17 protein-coding genes, 1 tRNA gene and 1 other RNA gene are annotated in these 22,266 nt (G+C 62.7%); 6 read left to right on the forward strand and 13 right to left on the reverse strand.

Features of this window, described 5'->3' with window-relative positions; translation table 11 throughout:
- Positions 1-20 precede the first annotated feature (20 nt).
- The 9 genes from BW995_RS21285 to BW995_RS10190 form a co-directional block, all read right to left on the reverse strand.
- Positions 21-2,936 carry a UDP-N-acetylmuramoyl-L-alanyl-D-glutamate--2,6-diaminopimelate ligase gene (locus BW995_RS21285; protein WP_084194738.1) on the reverse strand — a complete coding sequence of 972 codons (2,916 nt, stop codon included), beginning with the start codon at positions 2,934-2,936 and terminating at the stop codon, positions 21-23.
- A complete protein-coding gene (locus BW995_RS10155; protein ID WP_076400173.1) occupies positions 2,920-4,710 on the reverse strand; it encodes a peptidoglycan D,D-transpeptidase FtsI family protein in 1,791 nt (596 codons plus the stop codon). The genes BW995_RS21285 and BW995_RS10155 overlap by 17 nt, the downstream gene beginning before the upstream one ends.
- Entirely contained in the window at positions 4,707-5,081 is a 375-nt protein-coding gene (ftsL, locus tag BW995_RS10160) for a cell division protein FtsL (protein ID WP_076400175.1), read from the reverse strand. The genes BW995_RS10155 and ftsL overlap by 4 nt, the downstream gene beginning before the upstream one ends.
- Positions 5,081-6,070: a 16S rRNA (cytosine(1402)-N(4))-methyltransferase RsmH gene (rsmH, locus tag BW995_RS10165; protein ID WP_076400176.1), complete on the reverse strand. Its 990-nt coding sequence runs from the start codon at positions 6,068-6,070 to the stop codon at positions 5,081-5,083. Before rsmH ends, ftsL begins: the two co-directional genes overlap by 1 nt.
- Positions 6,067-6,567 carry a division/cell wall cluster transcriptional repressor MraZ gene (locus BW995_RS10170; RefSeq protein ID WP_076400177.1) on the reverse strand — a complete coding sequence of 167 codons (501 nt, stop codon included), beginning with the start codon at positions 6,565-6,567 and terminating at the stop codon, positions 6,067-6,069. The genes rsmH and BW995_RS10170 overlap by 4 nt, the downstream gene beginning before the upstream one ends.
- Before the next feature lie 1,091 nt (positions 6,568-7,658).
- Positions 7,659-8,048, reverse strand: an RNA gene (gene rnpB / locus BW995_RS10175) — RNase P RNA component class A.
- A 306-nt stretch (positions 8,049-8,354) separates the two neighbouring features.
- Positions 8,355-9,806 (reverse strand): nickel-dependent hydrogenase large subunit, encoded by a 1,452-nt coding sequence (locus tag BW995_RS10180; RefSeq protein WP_076400179.1) that lies wholly within the window; start codon positions 9,804-9,806, stop codon positions 8,355-8,357.
- Positions 9,807-9,818: 12 nt separating this feature from the next.
- A complete protein-coding gene (locus tag BW995_RS10185; protein ID WP_076400181.1) occupies positions 9,819-10,868 on the reverse strand; it encodes an NADH-quinone oxidoreductase subunit B family protein in 1,050 nt (349 codons plus the stop codon).
- 316 nt (positions 10,869-11,184) lie between these two features.
- Positions 11,185-11,412 carry a hypothetical protein gene (locus tag BW995_RS10190; RefSeq protein ID WP_139332851.1) on the reverse strand — a complete coding sequence of 76 codons (228 nt, stop codon included), beginning with the start codon at positions 11,410-11,412 and terminating at the stop codon, positions 11,185-11,187.
- A gap of 254 nt (positions 11,413-11,666) precedes the next feature.
- On the opposite strand from BW995_RS10190, the gene BW995_RS10195 reads away from it, so the two are divergent.
- On the forward strand, positions 11,667-12,920 hold the full coding sequence (locus BW995_RS10195; RefSeq protein WP_076400452.1) for a threonine ammonia-lyase: 1,254 nt from the start codon (positions 11,667-11,669) through the stop codon (positions 12,918-12,920).
- Here the strand turns inward: BW995_RS10195 and BW995_RS10200 are convergent.
- From BW995_RS10200 to BW995_RS10210, 3 genes are all read right to left on the reverse strand, one after another.
- Entirely contained in the window at positions 12,908-14,692 is a 1,785-nt protein-coding gene (locus tag BW995_RS10200; protein WP_076400185.1) for a sensor histidine kinase, read from the reverse strand. The genes BW995_RS10195 and BW995_RS10200 overlap by 13 nt on opposite strands.
- A gap of 90 nt (positions 14,693-14,782) precedes the next feature.
- A complete protein-coding gene (locus BW995_RS10205) occupies positions 14,783-15,412 on the reverse strand; it encodes a LysE family translocator (protein WP_084194740.1) in 630 nt (209 codons plus the stop codon).
- Positions 15,413-15,435: 23 nt separating this feature from the next.
- A complete protein-coding gene (locus tag BW995_RS10210) occupies positions 15,436-15,894 on the reverse strand; it encodes a hypothetical protein (protein ID WP_076400187.1) in 459 nt (152 codons plus the stop codon).
- 210 nt (positions 15,895-16,104) lie between these two features.
- Here BW995_RS10210 and rpsD point away from each other — a divergent pair, with 210 nt between their 5' ends.
- Positions 16,105-16,719 (forward strand): 30S ribosomal protein S4, encoded by a 615-nt coding sequence (gene rpsD, locus BW995_RS10215; RefSeq protein ID WP_076400189.1) that lies wholly within the window; start codon positions 16,105-16,107, stop codon positions 16,717-16,719.
- Positions 16,720-16,787: 68 nt separating this feature from the next.
- Here the strand turns inward: rpsD and BW995_RS10220 are convergent, their stop codons facing one another.
- Entirely contained in the window at positions 16,788-18,107 is a 1,320-nt protein-coding gene (locus BW995_RS10220) for a patatin-like phospholipase family protein (protein ID WP_139332852.1), read from the reverse strand.
- A 257-nt stretch (positions 18,108-18,364) separates the two neighbouring features.
- Here BW995_RS10220 and BW995_RS10225 point away from each other — a divergent pair.
- The 4 genes from BW995_RS10225 to BW995_RS10240 all read left to right on the forward strand — a co-directional run bounded on the left by BW995_RS10225 (position 18,365) and on the right by BW995_RS10240 (position 22,261).
- Positions 18,365-18,441: transfer RNA gene (locus BW995_RS10225), tRNA-Met, on the forward strand.
- Positions 18,442-18,801: 360 nt separating this feature from the next.
- Positions 18,802-20,160, forward strand: a complete 1,359-nt coding sequence (locus BW995_RS10230; protein ID WP_084194741.1) for a radical SAM protein — start codon at positions 18,802-18,804, stop codon at positions 20,158-20,160.
- Between the two features lie 35 nt (positions 20,161-20,195).
- Positions 20,196-21,056 carry an SDR family oxidoreductase gene (locus BW995_RS10235; RefSeq protein ID WP_076400190.1) on the forward strand — a complete coding sequence of 287 codons (861 nt, stop codon included), beginning with the start codon at positions 20,196-20,198 and terminating at the stop codon, positions 21,054-21,056.
- Positions 21,053-22,261: a class I SAM-dependent methyltransferase gene (locus tag BW995_RS10240; protein ID WP_076400192.1), complete on the forward strand. Its 1,209-nt coding sequence runs from the start codon at positions 21,053-21,055 to the stop codon at positions 22,259-22,261. Before BW995_RS10235 ends, BW995_RS10240 begins: the two co-directional genes overlap by 4 nt.
- Positions 22,262-22,266: the final 5 nt, after the last annotated feature.

Consider the following 22,266-nt stretch of genomic DNA (forward strand, 5'->3'; position numbering starts at 1 on the left):
GAACAGGCATGACGCCTGCCTTATGCTGCCAAAGCCAGCAGGGCGGCGACCACCAGCCCCATCCGGCTGCCAGCCGAGCCCTTGACCATCACCACATCGCCGGGCCGGACGGCGGCGGCCACCAGCGGTGCCAGATCGGCACTGGTGGCGGCATGCTGCCCGCGTACGGCGGCGGGCACTGCGTTGAACAATTGTTCAGACAGTGGCCCGGCGGTAAACACCAGATCGGCCCCGGCGGCCAGAACGGCGGGCGCCATCCCGGCATGCAGGGCCGGGCCAGCGGGGCCCAGTTCCAGCATGTCGCCGACCACCACAATCCGCCGTCCCTGTGTCGTCCCTTGCGAGGTCCCCCCCGATGCCCCCCCCGAGGCCCCCAAGGCGGCCAGCGCGGCGGCCAGTGAGTCCGGGTTGGCGTTATAGGCTTCGTCGATCACCACCAGCGGAGCGCCGCCTGCCGCCAGCGGGACGGTATGGCGTTGCCCACGGCCTTTCGGCGGCTGCATCCCGGCAAGGGATTGGGCCACGGTGGGGAAAATGTCCGAAAAAGAGAGCGCCGGGGCGCACACGGCCTGAACGGCAGCCAGCACCGCCAGACTGTTCATCGCCCAGTGGCGCCCGGCTGCGCCAATGGAATAATGCACCTCACGACCGTCAATCAAGGCCAAAACGGCGGTATGGTCATGACAAATTGTGGCATCGCCAAGGCGGATATCGGCATTGTCCGCACAGCCAAAGCGACGGATGATCAATTGATGCTGACCGGCACGCTCGACCAGCCGGTCGGCACAGGGGGCATCGGTGGGCAGAACCACCACCCCGCCGGGCTGGCAGACCCCGTCGAAAATCTCGGCCTTGGCCTCGGCGATGGCCTCCAGCGAGCCGAGATGCTCGATGTGGGCCGAGGCAATGGTGGTGATCACCGCCACATGCGGGCGGGCGATGGTGGTCAGCGGGCGGATTTCGTCGGGGTGGTTCATCCCCATCTCGATCACCGCATAGGCCATCTGGCGCGGCAGGCGGGCGAGGGTCAACGGAACGCCCCAGTGATTGTTGAAACTGCCGACCGCCGCATGGGTGGGGGCGATGGCCGACAGCACGCGGGCCAGCATTTCCTTGGTCGAGGTCTTGCCGACGCTGCCGGTCACCCCGACCACCCGCCCGCCAAAGCGGTCGCGGCCAGCACGGCCTAGGTCCTGCAAGGCGGTAAAAGTGTCGGTCACCAGCACCAGCCGGGCCGGGTCCACCCCGTCAATCGGACGGTGAACCACCGCCCCGGCGGCTCCGGCGGCCAGCGCAGCGGCCACCCAGTCATGGCCGTCGTGGCTTGGACCGGCAATGGCAATGAACAGGTCGCCAGCGGCCACCGTCCGGCTGTCAATCGACACGCCATGGCAGACGAACTCGCCCGCACACTGGCCGTTGGTAGCGGCGGCAATCTCGCTGGCCGTCCATAGCGGTGACAGGGCGATGATCGCCTTGCGGGCTTCGATGCGGTCATCGAACGGCGTCACCACTCCGGCGACGGTCTGGCCGCTTTCATGGCCCTTACCGGCGATCAGCAGCACGTCGCCGGGCTGCAGATCGGCAACGGCGGTGGCAATCGCCTGATGGCGGTCGCCGATTTCGCGGGCAAAGGGGCATCCGGCCATCACCTCGGCGCGGATGGCCGAGGGGACTTCACTGCGCGGATTGTCATCGGTGACGATCACCTCGTCTGCCAAACGGGCGGCAATCTCTCCCATCACCGGCCGTTTGCCACGGTCGCGGTCACCGCCGCAGCCGAACACCACCACCAGCCGGTTGCGGGCGTGGGGGCGCAGGGCGGTCAGCACCACCTCCAGCGCGTCGGGGGTGTGGGCGTAGTCAACAAACACGCTGGCGCCGTTGTGGCTGCCCACCTGTTCCAGCCGACCGGGGACGCCGGGCAGATGCTCCAGCGCCGCCACCGCAGCGGCCACCGGCGCGCCGCTGGCAATCACCAGCCCCAGAGCGGCCAGCGCGTTGGCAGCCTGAAAGGCTCCGGCCAGCGGCAGGGTCAGGCGGTAATCGCTGCCGAACACCCGCAGGTGCAACTGCTGCCCGTGCGGGGTCGGGGTGCGCTCCAGCAGGCGGATTTCCTCTGCCTGCGTGCCATAGCCGATCACCCGCCGCCCGGCGGCTTCGGTGGCGGCCTTCAGGGCGGCGAACTCGGGGATGTCGGCGTTGAGGACAGCGCTGCCGCCGACTGGCAGGACTTCGGTAAACAGGCGGGTCTTGGCGGCCAGATAGGCGTCCAGTGTCAGGTGGTAATCCAGATGGTCGCGGGTCAGGTTGGTAAAGGCGGCAGCGGTCAGCCGCACGCCATCCAGTCGGAACTGGTCCAGACCGTGGCTGGAGGCTTCCATGCACAGATGCGTCACACCGGCCGCGGCAACGTCGCTGAGGATGCCGTGCAGGTGCACCGGGTCCGGCGTGGTGTGGCTGCCGCCGATGCTGAGCGCGCGCGAGGCCAGCCCCAGCGTGCCAAGGCTGCCCGCGCTGTGTCCCAGATGCTCCCACAGGGCGCGGGTAAAGCAGGCGGTCGAGGTCTTGCCATTGGTGCCGGTGACGGCGGTGATGGTCGCAGGCTGGGCGGGGAAAAAAGCCGCCGCCAGCCGCGACAGGGCCAGCCGGACCGACGGAGTGGCAAGGACAACCACGTCTTCGGGGCAGGCGCAGTCCAGCGGCTGATCATCGTCGGGCACCAGCAGGGCGGTTGCTCCGGCGCTCAGGGCGGCAGGAACAAAGCTGCGGCCATCGCTTTTGGTGCCGGGGATGGCGATGAACAGAAAGCCGCGCTGAACGGCGCGGCTGTCGGCGGTCATCCCGGTGATGGTCGTGGCCTCGGGCGAGCCGTGCAGCACACGAAGCTCGCCGGAGGCGACGAACGGGGCAATCAGGTCAGCGAGCAGGCGCACGGGCTCCCCCAGTGATAAAGGCAATGGATTGGGTGATATTCTTCAGATCGACATTATTCAAGGGGGCATAGGGCTGCATCGCATCCAGACGGGGGAACACCCCCAGCAACGGAGCGATCTGCGAGATGATCTTGCCGGTGGTCGGGGCGGCGTTCCAGCCTGCGGTGGCAAAGCCATAGGTGCTCTTCAGGCCCTTGGGCTCGTCGAGCACGGTCAGCACCACATAGCGCGGGTCATCCAGCGGAAAGGCGGCGGCAAAGGTGGTGCGCAGGTTATGGGTGTCATAGCCGCCATGCTGCGACACTTTTTCCGCCGAACCGGTCTTGCCACCGATCAGATAGCCGGGGACATCGGCCTTTTTCCCGGTGCCTTCGCTGACCACCAGCCGCATCAGATAGCGCATCAGCATCGAGGTTTGCGGGGTGATCACCTGTTTGGGGTCCTGCGGGGTATCGAGCAGCAGGGTCGGTTTGTACAGCCTGCCGCCATTGACCAGCGCCGACACCGCCGTTGCCAGATTGACCGAGGTGACAGCAATGCCGTGGCCGTACGAAATGGTCATCATGGCGATTTCACGCCATTGCGCCGGGATCAGCGGCGGACTGATTTCCGGCAACTCGATCGGCGGGGGACTCAGCATGCCCATCCGGCCGAGAAACTCGCGCTGGTGTTCGCTGCCCAGCGCCATCGCCATGCGGGCCGAACCAATGTTCGACGAATGCACCAGAATTTCAGCCACGTTTTGCGGGCGGGGGATCGGGTGGTCATCGCTGATGGTAAAGCGCGAAATCTTCAGCGGGCGCGAGGTGTCGAACATGTCGGCCACCCGGATCTGGCCGGAATCCAGCGCCATGGCGGTGTTCAGCAGCTTGAAGCTCGAGCCCATTTCGTAAACGCCCAGTGTGGCGCGGTTGAACTGGGAGTCCGCCGGGGAATTGCCGAATTCAGCCGGATCATAGTCGGGTAGCGACACCAGCGCTATCACCTGGCCATTGTTGGCATCCATCACCAGACCAACGCCGCCGACCGCCTGAAAGTCGGTGATGGCGGCCAGCAGGGTATCGCGCACCACCGCCTGCACCCGCAGGTCAAGGGACAGGCGCAACGGTTGCTGGTCATCCTTCAGCCGTTGATCAAACGATCGTTCAATCCCGGCGATGCCGCCGTTGTCCGGGTCGGTTGCCCCCAGCACATGCGATACCATGTGGCCGTGCGGATAGATCCGCCGTTCGCTGTCCTCGAAATAGATGCCGGGGATACCCTGCGCATTGATCGCCGCCTGCAAGCGGGGACTGAGATTGCGTTCAAGGTAAATGAACCGCCGTCCTGACATCAGCTTGCTCAGCACCTCTTCCCGGTTCAGGTCGGGCATCAGGGCCAACAGCTTGGTTGTTGCCTCTTCGGCGTTCAGGATTTTGGTGGAATCAGCGTACAGGTTGACTGTCGGCAGGTTGGTGGCCAGCACCAGCCCGTTACGGTCAACGATCTCGGCCCGCTTGGTATCCAGCGGCACCGTTGCCGACTGGCTGACCGGGGGGCGACGGTCGGTGCTTTTCAGCACCATCAGGTCAAACAGGCGAATGCCGATGGCCAGATAAACCATGGCAAACAGGCTGGCGGCGACCATCATGCGGGTACGGCCGACCTCCAGCGCGAGGCGGGTCGGCTCGTCGACCATCACATCGGGGGCCTTGCGGCGACCGCGGGTGTGCGGGCGGAGTTCCTGACCGGGATAAAGGAACCGCTCTTTCTTGGAAAAGCGGAAACCAATCATCGTTGCGGCCTTGCGCTGACGTATTCCGGGGCGGGCAAGGACGCCGGTGCCCGGCTGCTCTGACTGAGCACCGTGCGGCCCGGTGACGCGCTGCCGCGCATCGGGATGGCATCCATCGGCAGCACCTGATCAGAGGTCATCGGGCGCAGGTCAGGCAAATGACGGGCGGCCAGATCGCGCAGGCGGTCGGGATTGTTGAGGAACGTCCATTCTGCCTGCAGGACGTGGATCGCCGTCTGGTCGGCCTTGATCTTGCGATTGAGGCGCGCCAGCTGGTCTTCCTTGGTCTGCACGTCATGCTTCAGCAGGAACAGACTGATTCCGGCGAGCAGGGCCAGAACGGCCCACAGAATGGTCATGCCTCGAACCATTATGCCTCCTTGCCATCACGCGGAGGCGTCTCAAGCCGCTCGGCAGCCCGCAGTTTCGCCGAGCGGGCGCGCGGGTTGTGGCGGGCCTCGTCGGTGCTGGCGGCAACGGCCTTGCGGGTCAGCAGGGCAAAGGTGGGGGCCGGACCGGCCACTTCTCCGGGCAGCAGGCGCGAACCGCCGCTGCGGTCGTCGGCGCGATCCTTGAGGAAGGCCTTCACTTCCCGGTCTTCGAGGGAATGGAAGCTGACAACGACCAGACGGCCACCCGGGCGCAGAACCCGTTCCGCCGCCTCGAGACAGCGTTGCAGTTCACCGATTTCGTCGTTGACGTAAATGCGCAGGGCCTGAAAGGTGCGGGTGGCCGGATCAATCAGGTCTTTGGGGCTTTTGCGCACCACCCGGCGGATCAGGTTGGCCAGATCAGCGGTGGTGGTAAAGGGGCCAACGCTCTGGCGGTCGGCACAGATGGCGCGGGCAATGCGCCGTGACTGCCGTTCATCGCCATACTGATAGATGATGTTGGCCAGCTCGGTTTCTTCGGTTTCGTTGACCACGTCGGCGGCGCTGCGTCCAGCCAGTTCCATCCGCATGTCCAGCGGCCCCTGGCGCATGAACGAAAACCCGCGGTCGGCCTGATCGATCTGGAACGACGAAACGCCGACATCCAGCACCACGCCGTCAACGAACGGGACATCATGTTCGGCCAGCAGACGGTCGAGGTCGCCAAAGCGTCCGGCAATAAAGCGGAAGCGGTCGGGGAAGTCGGCCTTCACGGCTTCGGCGCGGGGAATGGCCTGCGGGTCGCGGTCAATGCCGATGATTTGCACTTTCGGCATGGCCTGCAACAGGGCGCGGGTATAGCCGCCGCCACCAAAGGTACCATCGACGATCACCAGCCCGTCGCCATCGGGGGCTGACGGCGGAATCAGGGCGGCGACGGATTCCGTCAGCATCACCGGGATATGACTGTAGGAGGGCTGGTGGGTCATGGCTGGTCTCCGGTTTTGGACAGGGTGGGGCGGACCAGCACATTCGGTTTGCGACCGCCGGTGCGGCGCAAGGTAGCAGCAAGCTTTTTCTGGTGATTCCGGGGGGACAGGATCAGGAATTTGCTCCCCAGCCCCCAGAACACGGCGCTATCGCTGATGTCAGCGTGGTCCAGCAGGGCCTGGGGGAGAACGACGCGCCCGTCAGCATCACAGGCGAGTTCGTTGGCCATGCCGAACGTCAGCTCGGTAAACGACTGGTACTCTTCACTATAGATGCCATAGCTGGCGGCGACGGCCTCCTGCATGGCGTGGAGCTGGCCATAGCCCATTCCTTCCAGATAGGGAGGATCGTCGGGTTGATCCGGGTCGGGAAACGACGGGATCGCGACAAAGCCACAGCCATCATCGGAGGACAGATGCTTGCGGAACGACGCCGGAACGGACACGCGCCCTTTCCGGTCGACCTTGTTGTTATGGTTGCCTAGGAAAAGCGGCATCGCTTTCCGGCCTTCCGTTCCGTTGGCACCCTGATGGCAGGGTGCCGCGCTGCACCTGTCCCCGGATGGGGTCCCGTCTTGTCCCGTGGTGCAACCAACCGGTGATTTTTCTCCTGGTCTGGTCTCTGCGCGCCCTAGTGCCTTTCGGGCGCGCGCAACGGTCCTTGATGGGAAAACATGGTATCGCATGGGAACAGATGGGTGTCAATGACACCTCTGCGGAATTACTTGGGAAAGTCCCGCATTGACAAGAAAATGCTCCTGTTTTTGCAATAGATGAGGTTTTTGATATTACTGAATTGATTTTGATGAATTTTACGGTAAGACGCAAGATTTTACCTTAAGTTTGTTCTTCTTTTGTTCATTTTTCTGGCAAGAGAGTGATTGTCTTTTTTCGTCTCTTTTCGTGTGCTAACCCCCAGAGGGGCGGGGCCGATTCTATCGGGAAATGGTGAGCGATTCCTGTGTTGCGCATTTGGAAAAGCAGAGGGGAATCGCGCGATGGATATGTTGATGAAACAGGGGGTATATGAAAAAGGGGCACATTATAAGCCTTTGATTTATGGTAATTATCTCGGCATGTGATGGCTGTCATAGTCAGGGGGGAAATTGCTTGTGTGATGGCGAATATCCCTTTGGGAATGCCGGAAATGTCAAGCTGCGCTCTATGGGGTGTGGGGGGATCGGTGCTGGGGAGATGGATTTCTGTGGGTGTGTTTTTTCGGGGAAAGTATCGCGTGGGTAGTGTTCTGAGGGGTGGGGACGCTTAAAAAGTAATAAGTTTTTTATTGGTATTTGTTTTTTCTGTCTATATTTCATTTTATACTGCGGAATAATATATATTCTATGATTATTTTAGGAAATATATAATATATTGTGTGTATAATTTAGAATTAATGGGTGTTTTTTGAATAAAACGTGCATTATTTTCTTTTGATATCTTGTGAGTTAAAGTGGTTTCTGAGCTTGGTCATTTAATGAAAAGGGCTGTTGTCTCTGCTCTTACACATAAAAAATAGGCCAAATGGCCTATGTCGTGTGGCGTAACAGCCGCAAGGGTGCATATGCTAACGAATGGTTGGGAGGAACAAGCCGCCAGATGGCCTGTAAGCCGGGTTCTGTCCGCATCCATCCGTAAATGGACGCTGGATGGTCATTCATCTGGGACGCCCGTTACCGAACGCCTCTAGCAACCGACCCGGACGGCAGCCCGAAAACCTGCCTGCTTTCTTGCGAAAGCGTGCCGTCCCTATTTGGTTTTGCTCCCGGTGGGGTTTACCGTGCCGCCCTTGTTGCCAAGGTCGCGGTGCGCTCTTACCGCACCCTTTCACCCTTACCAGTCCCGCAGGCCTGGCGGTTTGCTTTCTGTGGCACTTTCCCTAGGGTCGCCCCCGCCGGACGTTATCCGGCACCGTGTTTCCGTGGAGCCCGGACTTTCCTCTCGACCCCGTACGGGGCAAAGCGACCATCCGGCCATCTGGCGGACGGGCACTCTAGAGCATTGTGCGAAAAGTGGGAACCGGTTTTCGCAAAAACAATGCGGCAAACTAAAAAGCAAGGTCATGGAGCGCTGCTCCACACCTCGCCGGGGCCTTGAGGCCCCGGACCCCATTGATTTGATATTGAAAGAAAAAAATGGGGGTTTGGGGGCATCGCACCCAAACGGGTATGGGCGGTAGCCCATCTTTCAGCCAGAATCGTCATGTCCTGTGACGTCCGATTTAACGCACCCTGCTCGTGCCGCATTTTCCGAGTGATTGACCGTAGACGGTCAACTTTAGGATGCTCTAATGGACCGTGCAAGCCATGCAGGGATCAAAGCTGCGCACGATGTGCTGGACCGCCAGCGCGCGGGAGGGGGTGACGTCTGCGGGCAGCGCCAGCCCGTGCAGGGCCTGTTCCAGCGGACCGGGGACGCCCGCCTGATCGCGGGGGGAAAAGTTCCAGGTGGTGGGGGCGATGATCTGGTATTGGGTCAGGCGGTTTTGCCGGATGGCCAGCCAGTGCCCGAGGGCACCACGGGCGGCTTCGGTCAGGCCGATGCCAACCGCATCAGAGGGGAGGGGAGCATCGGTGTAAAAGGCCTGATGCGGGCGGATGGCACGCGCCCATTGTTCCATGGCCGGAATCAGTGCGGCCATTTCCAGAAAGCGGGCCATCACCCGGCTGGCGACGCTGGACCCTTGGCTCCATCCTTGCGCCCGCAGCAACGGATGCCCGGCGATGACCTGCCGTGCCCACGCGCCAGTCTGATGGGGCTTGCCTGCCAGCCGGGGAGCTTTGCTCCAGCTATAGGCGTTGTCCTTGTGTGGATTGGGGCGGTTGTGGCTTTCCCATGGCGGCTGCGGGGGGCCATCCATCCAGCTCGACCCCAGATCTTCGGTCAGCGAGAACAGGGCGATCGAGGTCGGCGGAAAGCCTTGCCCGGCGGGAAACAGGCGGGTTCCATCCGGGTCGGCGTAGGCCCCGAAGGATAAGGGCGGAGCGGTGCAGGCCCCCAACCCTGACAGGTTCAGCGCGGTGCAGAGGTGCAGGAAAAAGCGGAAGTCGCAGCTTTCGGGGGCATCGGCGGCTTGATAGGCCGCCAGGGCATCCGGGGTGGACAGGGCCTGAATCTGTTCCAGCGGGGCAGAAAAGACCTGCTCTTCCAGCCCGCGCCGAACATCGCTGAGGATCGACAGCAGGCGGACCTTGCTGCCAGTGTCGGCGGTGCTGGTGGTGCCGCCCGGCTGAATGGCCAGCGAGTGCGGCCATTTGCCTGCCAGTTGGCCGATCAGGTGCAGAATACGGGCGCGCAGGCGGATCATGGCGGCACTGCGGCGCCCCTGATTGGCCTTGTAGGCGGCAACGGCAAAGTCGTGCCAGCGATGGGAGCGGTAAAAGTCCTGAGCGAAGTCAGGGAGGAAAAACACAAAGCTGTGGGTCAGGTGGTCGGCAAGGTTTTCCGCCGCCTGTAACAGGTTCAGGGCGTGGATGCCATTGGCAGGCGGGGTAATGTCGGCGGCCTGTCGCAGGGCGGCGGCAGCGGCGATGGACTGTGAAACCGAACAGATGCCGCAGACGCGCGGGGCAATGGTCAGGGCATCGAGCGGTGCCCGGCCCAGCAGGATCTGTTCAAAGCCGCGATAGAGGGGGGAGACCACTTCGGCCCGGCTGACCTGCTGGTTGTCAAGAGTCAGGCGAACCTCAAGATCCCCTTCAACCCGGTTGAAGGGGCCGATCACCAGACGTGTGCTCATGGTTGTTGCGCCTCAGTCTTCATGCCGACGGGCCGGGGGACGGGCCGGAGGGATGGTGATGTGGTGGCTGGTGGCATTCTGGCGAACCCGTTCCGGGGTGGCCGACTTTGACAGCGCCGCCAGCGCCAGAAACCACGCCTTGGGCATGTCCACCGGCAGGCCAACCGGAATGCCGGCGACTTTGGCGGTTTCCTGAAACGGGGCAACGGGGTCTTCAAAGCCGGGCATGGTGCAGGCGATGCAGGGGGTTCCGGCATTGGTGCATGATCCGCCGCCGTTCCACTGGCGCAAGGAGCAATCCCCGACCGCCTGCGTTGCCTTGCAGCCGAGGTTTTCCATCAGGCAGCCGCGTTGATGGATGGCCTGCGCACTGGCCTTGAACTCGTAGAATTCATTGCGACCACAGCCATGATGGGCCAGATGGTCGGCAAAAAAGCGCGGGCGGCCAAAATCATCCAGATCCTGCCGACCCAGATCACCCAACGCCAGCGAGGCCAGGGTTTCGCTGATCCAGCCCGGATGCGGGGCGCAGCCGACGACATTGATCACCGGCAGGCCGGACGGGTCATGCCACGATGACGGCAGCAGGCCAGCTCCCCGGTGACTGCCGTGATAGTGCAGGCCCGTCGCCCCGGTGCTGGCACTGTTGGCGGCGGGAATGCCGCCAAAGGCGGCGCAGGAGCCGATGGCGACCACATGGCGGGCGACCGCGCTCAACTGGCGCGCCAGCTCAATGACCGGCAGGCCCAGACCGGCAAAGCGGTGGATGGCGCCGCTGCCGTCGTGGCCCATCATCAGGGCGCCTTCAATACACAGGATGTCGAGCGGCTGGCGTCTGGCAAGGATGGCATCGAGCAGGGCGAGGCAGGTGTCGCCGGTGCTTTCGGACAGGCCGGGATGCCACAACAGGTCGAGGCCGAAATCGTCGAGAATGGCCGCCAGCCCCTTGTCTTCGGCCCCCAGTGCGGCCATCGAACAGCCGCCGCAACTGCCCGCCTGCAACCACAGGACGGTCGGGCGAGCGGGCGTATTGGCAAGGGGTGTCGAGGTCGGTTGGGTCATGACCGCATGGTACTGCCAATGTCGATTGGACGAAAGAGGCGGTCTGTCATGATTCTGGCGGAAAAAAGAGGGGAAAGGCTGCGGAGGCATGCCGCATGAGCCCTTTCCCCTTGAGGTGGTCGAGGGTGTAGTCCGGGAAAAGCGGCAGGACTCCTCATGCCTGCCACACCGCGTGCCAGCATGATGGATGGCTGATGCTGACGCTTTTCACGTCAGGGAGGGAGGGTAGGGCTGTATCCGGGCCTCCCTGTCCCCGGATACGGCATCCCCGTCCCCCGGCGGATGGACGGGGGGCGGGAATCCGGAAACGGGAGGGTCAGGAGGCTGTTCCGGGTGTTTCCAGCCACGCCATCCAGCGACCGAGCGAATCCTGGGTGGTGGCGATGTCGGACCAGCAGTGTAAGACCCTATCGGGGTCGTGGTGGCCCTGGCGGGCAAAATAGTGGAAGATTTCGGCGCGTAATCCCTCTTTGGTTGCGGTCTTGCCCGCAATCCGGGATTTCCAGGCGGCGATCCGTTCCGCGTCCCAGCTCGTGAAGTACATGGACGTTGCCCTCCCCAGGCTTCCCATGGTGTTATCTTCGTTTGTTCAGGTGTGCTCCCTGTGGCAGGCTCGTCCCCTTTTGCCCTCTGTGATGGGGCATTGTGCAAAGGAAACTGTCTCCCGCGAATACCCACAATGCCACAGAGGATAAAGCCTGTCGAATGGTACAAAAGGAGCTGTGTCTGCTCCTGCACAACGTCCCCGCTGCCTGCCGCCGCGTCCTGACGCCGCATGACCGTAAGGTGAAAGAAATCATGAGTGTTGCGACCATCCCGCCCTTGCCGACCCTGGAAGACGTCACCGCTGCGGCCGAGCGGATCAAGGGGGCCATTTCCCGCTCACCGACGGTCGAATCGGTGACGCTGGGACAACTGGTCGGTGCGCGGGTCGCCCTGAAGTTCGAGAACCTGCAATTTACCGCCTCGTTCAAGGAACGCGGGGCGCTCAACCGTCTGCTGTGCCTGCCGCCCGAGGCGCAAAAGGCCGGGGTGATCGCCATGAGCGCCGGGAACCATGCGCAAGGGGTGGCGTATCATGCCCAGCGGCTGGGGATTCCGGCAACCATCGTGATGCCGCGCGGCACGCCGTTCGTGAAGGTCGAGCACACCGAGCATTTCGGGGCCACCGTCCTGCTGGAAGGTGACAGTCTGGCGGAATCCTTTGCCCATGCGCTGGCGGTGGGGGCAGAACAGGGGCTGACCTTTGTCCATCCCTATGACGATCCTCTGGTGATCGCCGGGCAGGGGACGGCGGCGCTGGAGATGCTGGAAGACACTCCGTGGCCGCTGGATGTGGTGGTGGTGCCGATTGGCGGTGGCGGGCTGATTTCCGGCATGGCAACGGCCATCAAGGCCCTGTCGCCGCAGACCGAAGTGATCGGAGTCCAGACGGCCCTGTATCCGTCGATGCCCTGCGCCCTGCGTGGGGATGATGATGCGCTGATGGTCGGCGGCGCGACCATTGCCGAAGGCATCGCGGTCAAGCAGGCGGGCAAGCTGACGCGCGAGGTGGTCCGCCAGCGGGTTGATGACATCGTGCTGGTGGACGAAGACCATCTGGAGCGGGCGATCGTCACCCTGCTGTCGATTGAAAAGACGGTGGTCGAAGGTGCCGGGGCGGCGGCTCTGGCGGCGGTTCTGAGTGATCCGCAGCGGTTTGCCGGTCGTTCGGTCGGACTGGTGCTGTCGGGCGGCAACATTGACCAGCGCTTGCTGGCCAGTGTGATCCTGCGGGATCTGGTGCGCGGGGGACGTCTGGCCCGCCTGCAGGTCCGCATTCCCGATCAGCCGGGGGCTTTGGCGCGCATTACGGCGCTGATTGCCAAGGCAGGCGGCAACATTGTTGATGTGGCCCACCAGCGGGTGTTCAGCACCCTGCCTGCCAAGGAAACCAGTCTGGAGGTCGCGGTGGAAACGATGGATGCCCGCCGCCTGCGCGAACTGATCGCCGCCTTGCGGGCCGCCGGCTATACCGTCGAAATTCTCGATGGCCGGGTTCAGGAAGACTGAGGCCCTTTGCAGGCGTTGAGGGACGGCGTTGGCTCTGGCGGCATGGTGGTGTTGTCCGGCAGGGTAAAAGAAATCGTCGTCCCGACGTCGGGCGTGCTGTCCAGCCGGATCGTGCCGCCGTGGTGGGTAATGATTTTGGCGCACATCGCCAGACCCATCCCGGTGCCTTCGGCGGTGCTGTTGGTGTGCAGGCGCTGGAACAGGCGAAAGGCGTTCTTCTGCATGGCCGGTTCGATGCCGATGCCATTGTCGGCGACGCTGATCACCCAGTGATCCTGTTCGTGATGGCCGCTGATGGTGATTTTGGCGGGCTTGTCCACCGGCCCGTATTTGATGGCGTTATCAATCAGGTTCTGGAATACCCGTACCATCTGGCTGTTTTCAACCACCACGGTGGGCAGGTCCTGAACGGTAATATCCGCCCGGCTTTCGGCAATGCGCAGGGACAGGTTATCGCAGGCCGCCTGCACGCTGTCGCGTAACGCTGTCGGGCGCATGGCCTGTTCCAGTCGGCCCACGCGGGAATATTCCAGCAGGTCGGCAATCATGTGCTGCATGCGGGTGGCGCCATCGACGGCAAAATCGAGGAACTCCTGCCCGTCGGTTGGCAAGAGGGCGCGGTAGCGCCGCCGCAGCAGGTCAATAAAGCCGGCGATCATCCGCAACGGCTGTTGCAGATCGTGCGAGGCGGCATAGGCAAACTGTTCGAGGTCCTGATTCGAGGCGTGCAGGCGACCTCGTTCCTGTTCCAGCTCGTGCTTCAGTGCCTCCAGTGACTGGACCTTGTCTTCCAGATCACGGGTATGGATGACCAGATGGCCGTGCAGCGGGCGCAGTAAAAGGACCAGCAACACGCCGCCGACCAGCAGAATGGCGACCATCGCCAGGGCCACCCGGGTCAGGGATTGGGTCAGGTCGCCGTACAGAATGTGATTGTCGGCAGCAATCACCATCTGCCACCCCTGATCATCAAGACGCGGCGCCACCGGGCCACTGGCCAGAGTCTGCTGGTCAAGGCTGCTTTCGACCCAGACGCTGGAGGATGGGGCGGGAAAGGGCAGGGAATCGAGCGGCTGCAACAGGTGCTGGTCTACCTGGAACCAGCGCTGGCCGCCGTCATGGGCCGGGATGGCCAGATACATGCTCAGGCCCAGTGTGCTGGCATCATCCTGATGCAACAGGGCTGCCAGCGGGCGGCTGTCAAAAACCAGCAGGTCATAGCCGATGACATCGCCGGTTGGGGCCAGAATGCGGGAAATGGACAGAAAATTCATCGGTCCATTGCCGTACAATGGCATCAACAGGGTTGTTTGAGTCATCGCCTGCCCGATCGGCAGGATGTGGGCCGGAGCCAGATCGGCGGAGATGGTTGGGGTATCGCCCAGAACACTGACGATATCCCCTTGTGCCGTCAGGCGGACCAGAGCGAGCAGGCTGGAACTGGAACTGAGGGCATCCTGCAGACGCGGAGTGGTAAAGGCCCGCAACTCGGCAAGGCTGCTGCGGCCTTGCTGATGGTCCAGCAGGGCCTGCCGGATGGCCGACCGGCTGCTGACCTGACGGCTGAGGTCGTGCAGCGAGTCCTTATAGTGGCGGATGCTGGCGCTGTGCAGGGTGTGCAGGTGGTGCAGGGACTGGCGGGCATTGTCTTGCAGGGCGCTTGCCAGCGGCAAGAACCCTGCCACGGATACCAGCAGACCGGTCAGCAACAGGGACAGCAGGGCAAACAGCAGAACCCGCCGTTGCACGGCCTCGATGGGCAGCGATGTCATGCGCGGTGTGTCCCTGCCTGTCAGGTGAAAAAGCGCAAGATATTAGCACGTCTTAATACTGTGCGTGACGCTTTTTTGTCAGGTGCAGGCTTATGGTATCAGCAGGCGGGACAAATCCAGACCGGCAAAAGTCATGCCGCCTGCAGCAATCAACAGCAGCAGAATACCGGAAATTCTCAGCATGGTTTGATGGGCCGACGGCTTGAGGGCCTTGCTGATCACCAGATAGATCAGCATCAGGGTGGCGAAATCCAGCAGTACCCATGCACCGGTCAGGATGGCCAGACTGTGGTTGGTATTCGGAGTGACGCCGAGAAACTGCGGAAAGAACGACGCGAAAAAGATGATGTCCTTGGGGTTGGAAATCGCCATCACGAACCCCTTGGTGAAGCCTCCGACGCGCGGGGCAAACACCATCCCGTTTTCGGTCCGTGCCGAGCGCAGGATACCCCAGCCGGTCATCCCGATATAGCAGGCTCCGGCCAGCTTCAGCAGGCTGAAGGCCGTTTCGTTGATGGCAAAAAGCCCCTTGATGACCAGTGCCGAGGCCAGAATCAGCACCAGTGAGGCGATGTTGGTGCCGAAAATGGTTCGCAATGCCTGCCATGGACCGCCAGCCAGCCCGGCACCGGTGGTCAGGATGGCGACCGGGCCGGGAATGGCGATCATGGTGATGACGCTCAGCACGTACAGGCCAAGGGTTCCGAAGTGCAGATCCATGGGGGAGGAGCCTTAGCGGGGGATTACAGGGCGACCGGGATGCACAGCTCATACAGCCACTCTTCCGGTGGGGTCGAGCGGGGATTGGTGTGAAAGGTACACCGCCAGCCGGGTTGCAAGGGGTGCGACGCGGCGATCCTCATACGGGCGAGGGTGGCGCTGGCCGCCTGCCACGGGCCGTTGCCCTGCTGGGTGATCCCGTCCTGCGCTGGCAGCGACAGGGCCGACAGGGGAGGATTGACGGTAACACCATCGCGGACGGCAATGCCGCAGAACAGGGCGCCGCTCTCATCACGGACCACCACCACTTTGCCGCTGTCGCTGGCGGTCAGCGACGGACGCCACAGTCCTTGCAGGGCGGCAAAGGTGGTGACGCGCGGCAAGGTTTCGTCGCACAGCGCCTCCAGCGGGCCGTCATGGGGCAATCCGGCCAGATGCAGGGCGGGCTGGGCGGCGAGGATCGGCAAGGAGGCAGCGGACATGGCAGGCTCGTTGGCAATATCAGTGAAACCCGAACAATGGGCCTGTTCGTTGCGGTTGACAACCCGCGTTTCCCGGCTATAGTGCGCCCTCTCATTTCCGAGAATGTGGGTAGGGGTGCCAGAGTGCGACCTCGACCCCGCCGCCTTTCTGCCCGGCAGAAGGGGCCGGACTATCGGGACACAAACAACAGACAGATAAGGGTTACTCCTATGTCGAAGCGCATTGCAGCGAAGTACAAAATTGACCGCCGTTTGGGCGTCAACCTGTGGGGCCGTGCCAAGTCCCCGATCAACAAGCGTGAATATGGTCCGGGCCAGCATGGTCAGCGCCGCAAGAAGCCGTCCGATTTCGGCACCCAGCTCCGCGCCAAGCAGAAGCTGAAGGGCTACTACGGCAACATCTCGGAAAAGCAGTTCCGCAAGTACTTCGATGAAGCGTCTCGTTGCAAGGGTGACACCTCCGAGAACCTGATCGGCCTGCTGGAGCGTCGTCTGGACGCCGTCCTGTACCGCATGAAGCTGGTGCCGACCGTGTTCGCCTCGCGTCAGTTCATCAACCACGGCCACGTGCTGGTGAACGGCAAGCGCGTCAACATTGCTTCCTACATCGTCAAGGAAGGCGACGAAGTCTCCGTCCGTGAGCGTTCGAAGCAGCTGGCGATCGTTCTGGAAGCCGTGTCGCTGAACGAACGCGATGTGCCCGATTACATCGAAGTCGATCACAAGGAGCTGAAGGGCCGCTTTGTGCGTATCCCGAAGCTGGCCGACGTGCCGTACCCGGTTCAGATGGAACCGAACCTGGTGGTCGAATTCTACTCGCGTTAAGTCGCGGGTTGATCCCCGGTTTTGCAAAGGGCCGCTCTGGATATCCAGAGCGGCCCTTTCGCATTTGGTTATGCCAGACGGGCGGCCTGCAAGCTGTCCTGCCGACCGAGATCGGCCCGGTGGGCGGCCAGCCAGCCCTCGGCGCTCTGATAGCCCAGATCGTGCAGGTAACAGAGAAACTCCCACTCGGTGTTGATCTTCGACGAGGCCGAGAGCTGATGGAACTCGGCATCGGCATCAATGCGGTGCAGCCGCATCCGGCGATAGGGGCCTTCTTTCAGCAGACCGCCGTCAATCAGGCTGTTGATCTGTTGCAGGCTGTGCAGTTCATGCTGCAGGCTGGCGTTAAAGGTGATCTCGTTCAGCCGGTTAAAGATGTCGCGGGCGGTGCGCGGCGTGCCGTCACGCCGGGGCGGGTTGATCGGCACCAGCAGCAGGTCACGGGTATTGCTGTGCCGGATCAGGGGCGAGAGCGGCGGGTTGCTGACATAGCCGCCGTCCCAGTGCGGGATGCCATCAATCTCCACCGCCTGAAACAGGAACGGCAGGCACGCCGAGGCCATCACGTGCTGAACGTCAATCTCCGGGGTGGAAAAGACGCTGGCGGTGCCGGTATGCACATTGGTGGCGGCAATGTGGAGCTTGATCTGATCCTGCTGACGCAGGGCATCAAAGTCCACCAGTGACAGGAGCGTTTCCCGCAGCGGGTTCAGCCCCAACGGGTTGGTCTGATAGGGGGACACGAACTGGCGGGCGACATCCATCAGCGCCAGCCACGGCGAATTGTCGAGGCTCCAGCCGCCGTCCAGCCGATCAATCCAGCTGCGCCGAAAGGGCGTCAAGGCCCCGGCCTGCGCGATCTTTTGCCAGAAAGCCGCCAGCAGGGCGCGGGCCTGTGGCCGCCCGCCGTCAATCAGCCCATAGGCGACGATCACCGCATTCATTGCCCCGGCGGAGGTGCCTGACAGTGAGTCAAAGCGCAGGGCCGGGTCTTCCAGCAGGCGATCAAGCACCCCCCAGGTAAAAGCCCCGTGAGCACCGCCGCCTTGCAGGGCGAGGGCCAGCGGCAGATCTTCCTGCTGCCGCAGCGGTGCGGGGTTGCGGGGACGGGGCTGCGGTCGCGGCTGGGGGCGGGTTTGGGGGCGAGGCCGGGCAGGCCGTGCCGGACGAGTGGGCGGAGACGGCGCGGGAGCCTCGACGGCGGGCGGCACAAACGCGACCGGTGGAAGAGGAAGCAGCACAGGCGCAGTCGGTGGCAAGGCTGCCTCGGGCGGAGGCAGCAGCACGGCGAGCGGTGGGGGTGCCGACGGGCGAGGACCGAAGAGTTTGCCCAGCCAGCGCCGCCAGCGCGGCGGGGGCGGGGCCTCATCGGAAAGGAGCGGCGACATGGAGGAAATCCTTATGTTGCACTGCACCCTAAAAAGGTCGGCCCTTTCCCCGCCGCTGTCAAGGACTCCCCGCCGATCACCCTGCGCCCCTTGCCGAAAAAGCCCTTGACCCCCACCGTAAACTTTTGTATCACCCCACACCCAGAGCAGCGCGCGTTAAATATGACGCAAGCGCGCTGGTCTGGGCTTTAGGCATGTCGCAGTGATAACACGCAAAACCGGAACCACTTTTGCGCTCACTGCTCTCAGCGCCGTGTGGCGGAGTAGCTCAGCTGGTTAGAGCAGCGGAATCATAATCCGCGTGTCGGGGGTTCGAGTCCCTCCTCCGCTACCATCCTTGCCCCTGATGGCAAGCGGGTACCTTCGGCGGGTACCACGAAAATACCGACATGGCACATATGTTTTTCACTCGACCGGCGTGCGTTAAATCTGACGCAGGCATGCTGGTCTAACCTTTTGGTGTGCCGCATTGTTTTTGCGAAAACCGGTTCCCACTTTTCGCACAATGCTCTCGCCTGTACCAGTGTGGCTTTTTGGGCCGCCTGCAGTCACTGTGTCTGCGCTTTTGACTGCTTGAGGTTGTTTGTTTACATTCATTTCTACTATTACTCTTTTAAGTTGTATACGTTTTAATAACACTCTGACGGTATGATTGGCGTGGGTGTCCCCCCTTCCGCAGCGACTGGAGAAACCTATGTCGGACATGCTGCTCAGAAAAGAGCAAATCGAGCGGGCGCTAACTGACCTCCCCCCGGTGGCGGGAGAGAGCTTTGCGCGTGACCTGGTGAAACATCTGTCGGTCCGTGGGACGACAATCACGCTGGTACTGGATGTACCGGTGGATCAGCGTCGCCGCTTTGATGGTGTGCGGGCGCAGGTTGAACAGACCTTGCAAGCCCTCAATCCCGCAGGCTCGAACGTGGTTTCGTTCACTGCCGACCGCCCGGACGGGCCGGTGTCAACCGGGGTACACGACAAGTTCAACATGGATGGCCACAAGCTGATGTGGCACCTTGACCGGGTGTCGGCCTGGCAGAAGGGCGAGCGCATTGCGCCGCTGCATCTGGATATGGGGATTTCGTCCGGCTGCAACATGGCCTGCAACTATTGTTATGGCGTGATTCAGGGCCGTTCGGGCTATGGGACGGACCGCAAGGGCAAAACCAACATGCCGCGCGAAGCTGTAATGCGCACCTTCCGCGAGGCGAAAGAGGTTGGTGTCCGCTCGATTGCCCTGATCGGCGAGGGCGAAAACACCCTCCATCCCGACCTCTATGACCTGCTGGACTATGGCCGCGAGATCGACCTTGACCTGTCGCTGGCCACCAACGGCATCCGCATCGACCACGACCGTCTGGATTCGCTGCTGACCGGGCTGACCTGGTGCCGGATCAACATCTCGGCGGCGACTGAAGAGTCGTTCCAGCGCATCCACAACGTTCCCCAGTTCCACCGCGTGCTGAAAAACGTCGAAGCAATGGTGGCCCGCAAGCAGAGCCATGGTCATCAGTGCACCATCGGCCTGCAAATGGTGGTCACCCGCGACAACGTGGACGACATTGTCCCGTTGGCCAGGCTGGGCCGTGAGCTGGGCGTTGACTATCTGGTGGTCAAGGCCTGTTCGGATACCTATGACGGGCGGCTGGATGCACCGCAGAGCGAATACCGTTCGATGGAATCGACCCTGCGCGAAGCCGAAAGTTATTCGACCGACAGCTACACCGTGTCGATCAAATGGCAAAAGCTGAATAATGCCGGCTGGAAAGACTATGATGTCTGCTATGGCACCCAGTTCATTCTGGGGGTCAGTGGCGACGGGCGGGTGTTCCCCTGTGGGCACTGGTTCGATAACCGTGCCGACGAGTTCCTGATGGGCAACGTGGTCGAGCAGTCGTTCCGCGAGATCGTCGAAAGCGAACGCTATTGGCAGGTACAGGAAAAAATCCGCCGGGTGAACGTCAATCACGATTGTGAAAGCAACTGCAGACAGCATTATATCAATAATTTCCTGTGGGGCATCGCCCAGACACCGCCGCACAGGAATTTTGTCTGATCGCTGCCTCGTAGGCGTTTGCCAAAGGACCGGCAATGCATATTTTGCTTTTTGGTGGAACGGGCTGTGTTGGCACAGCCCTGGATGATGTGTGCGCGCAGGCCGGGGTTCGTCTGACCGCCCCCGGGCGGGAACAGGTCGATGTGACCAACCAGCGCCAGCTTCAGGATTGCGTGCGCGACACGCGCGCCAATGTGGTGGTTGACTGCACCGCACTGGTGGGCATCAATCCGTGCGAACAACACCCGGAGACGGCGTTCCTGATGCACGCGGTCAAGACCCACTGGCTGCTGACCGCCTCGCGCGATGTCGGGTCGGCGTTTGTCTTTACCAGCAGCCATGCGGTGTTTGATGGCTGTTCCGACCAGCCCTATGACGAAACCAGCCCGCCACGGGCGACTTCGGCCTATGCTGCGTCCAAGCTGGCCGGGGAGCAGATGACGCTGGCCCTGCATCCTCGGGGCTATGTGGTGCGCTTTCCGACCCTGTTTGGCCGTCGGCGCAATCAGGCGCTGGGCTTTGTTGACAAGATGGCGGTGATGCTGTTGCAGGGCAAAAGCCCGACGGTCGCCGCCGACAAGATCGACAGCCCGACCTATGCCCTTGATGCCGCCGGAGCCTTGCTGGAGACGCTCGGGCAGGGGACGCCGGGGCTGTATCACCTGTGCAATGCCGGGCAGACCAGCTACCACGGACTGATTTGCCGCCTGCGTGACCGGTTGGGGTTGTCGCAGGAGATCGGCGCGGGCAAGGACGCCGACTTCCCGGCGCTGGCCCCCAAGCCGCTGCGCACGGCGATGGTGTCGCTGCGCCGCCCGCCGCTGCGTCGGTGGGAGGATGCTCTGGATGACTGGATTGCCACCGACCGAACCGCCTTGCAGGAGTTAGCACGATGACTGTCGCCTCTTCCCACCCTTGCGGCGCCTGTGGCGCCAGCGGCCTGCAACGGGCGTTCGATTTGCCGGCCTTTCCGCTGACCGGCATTTTCGTCCCGCATGGCACCCCGGCCCGCGACGATGACCTGTTCGATCAGGCGGTGGACCTCTGCCCCGCCTGCGGTCACATGCAACTGGTGACCCGCGTGCCGCCCTCGCGGCTGTACGGTCAGGGCTATGCCAACCGCTCGGCCAACTGCCATGCCACCAGCGGGGCCAGTGCCTTTCTGATGAACTGGCTGGACCGCCTGCTGGACGGACGCAAGGCCGGCTGCCTGCTGGAAATCGGCTGCAACGACCTGACCATGCTGCGGGTGGCGGCCAGCCGGGCGAAGCAGGCGGTGGGGATTGATCCGGTGTGGCTGGATACGCCGCTGCCTGCCGATCTGCCGGACGGGCTGAGCATCATCGGCAACTTTATCGAAAACGTCGATTTCGCTGCCGACCTGCCAGCGGCCCCGGATGTCATCTTCTCGACCCACAATCTGGAGCACATCACCTTTCCGCAGCAGCAGTTTGCCCGTCTGCTGGACAGTGCCGCTCCCGGTGCCCTGCTGGTGATCGAAGTCCCCGACAGTGACGCGATGGTCCGCAAGGGGCGCTTTGATCAGGTGTTCCACCAGCACGTCCATTACTTTGGCCTGTCGAGCTTCCTGGCCTTTTTCGAGGCCATCGGCGCCGAGTACGTCACCCATGCCTATGACCGCCACAACTGGGGCGGCAGCCTGCTGATCGTCGCCCGCAAGCCCGGTGGCGCGCCCCTGCCTGCCGGGATCGCCCAGCCGCGCCCGCAGCTGGTTCCGGCGTTCACCACCGCACAGGTGGCGCAGCGTTTCGGCGCCTTTCAGCGGCGGATGGCTGATTTCATGGATGTGCTGAACGACTTTGACGGCCCGCTGTATGGCTATGGTGCCGGGCAGATGGTGCCGTCGGTGGCCTATCATCTGGCCTCGGACCTGTCCTGCCTGACCGCTATTCTGGACGATAGCGCCGACCGCCACGGCCTCAGCTATCCGCGCCCGGCGGTGCCGATTGCTGCCCCCGGTTCGGTCGATCTGGCCGAGGCCGGGGTGGTGATTCTGGCGCTGGACGGGGTGCGCCCGATCATGAACCGCCTGCGCGATCTGCGGCCACGGCAGATTTTCATCCCGATCTTTGCGGTGTAACGGGG

The sequence above is a fragment of the Insolitispirillum peregrinum genome (assembly GCF_900156605.1).
In the GTDB taxonomy this organism is placed as follows: Bacteria; Pseudomonadota; Alphaproteobacteria; order Rhodospirillales; family Rhodospirillaceae; genus Insolitispirillum; species Insolitispirillum peregrinum.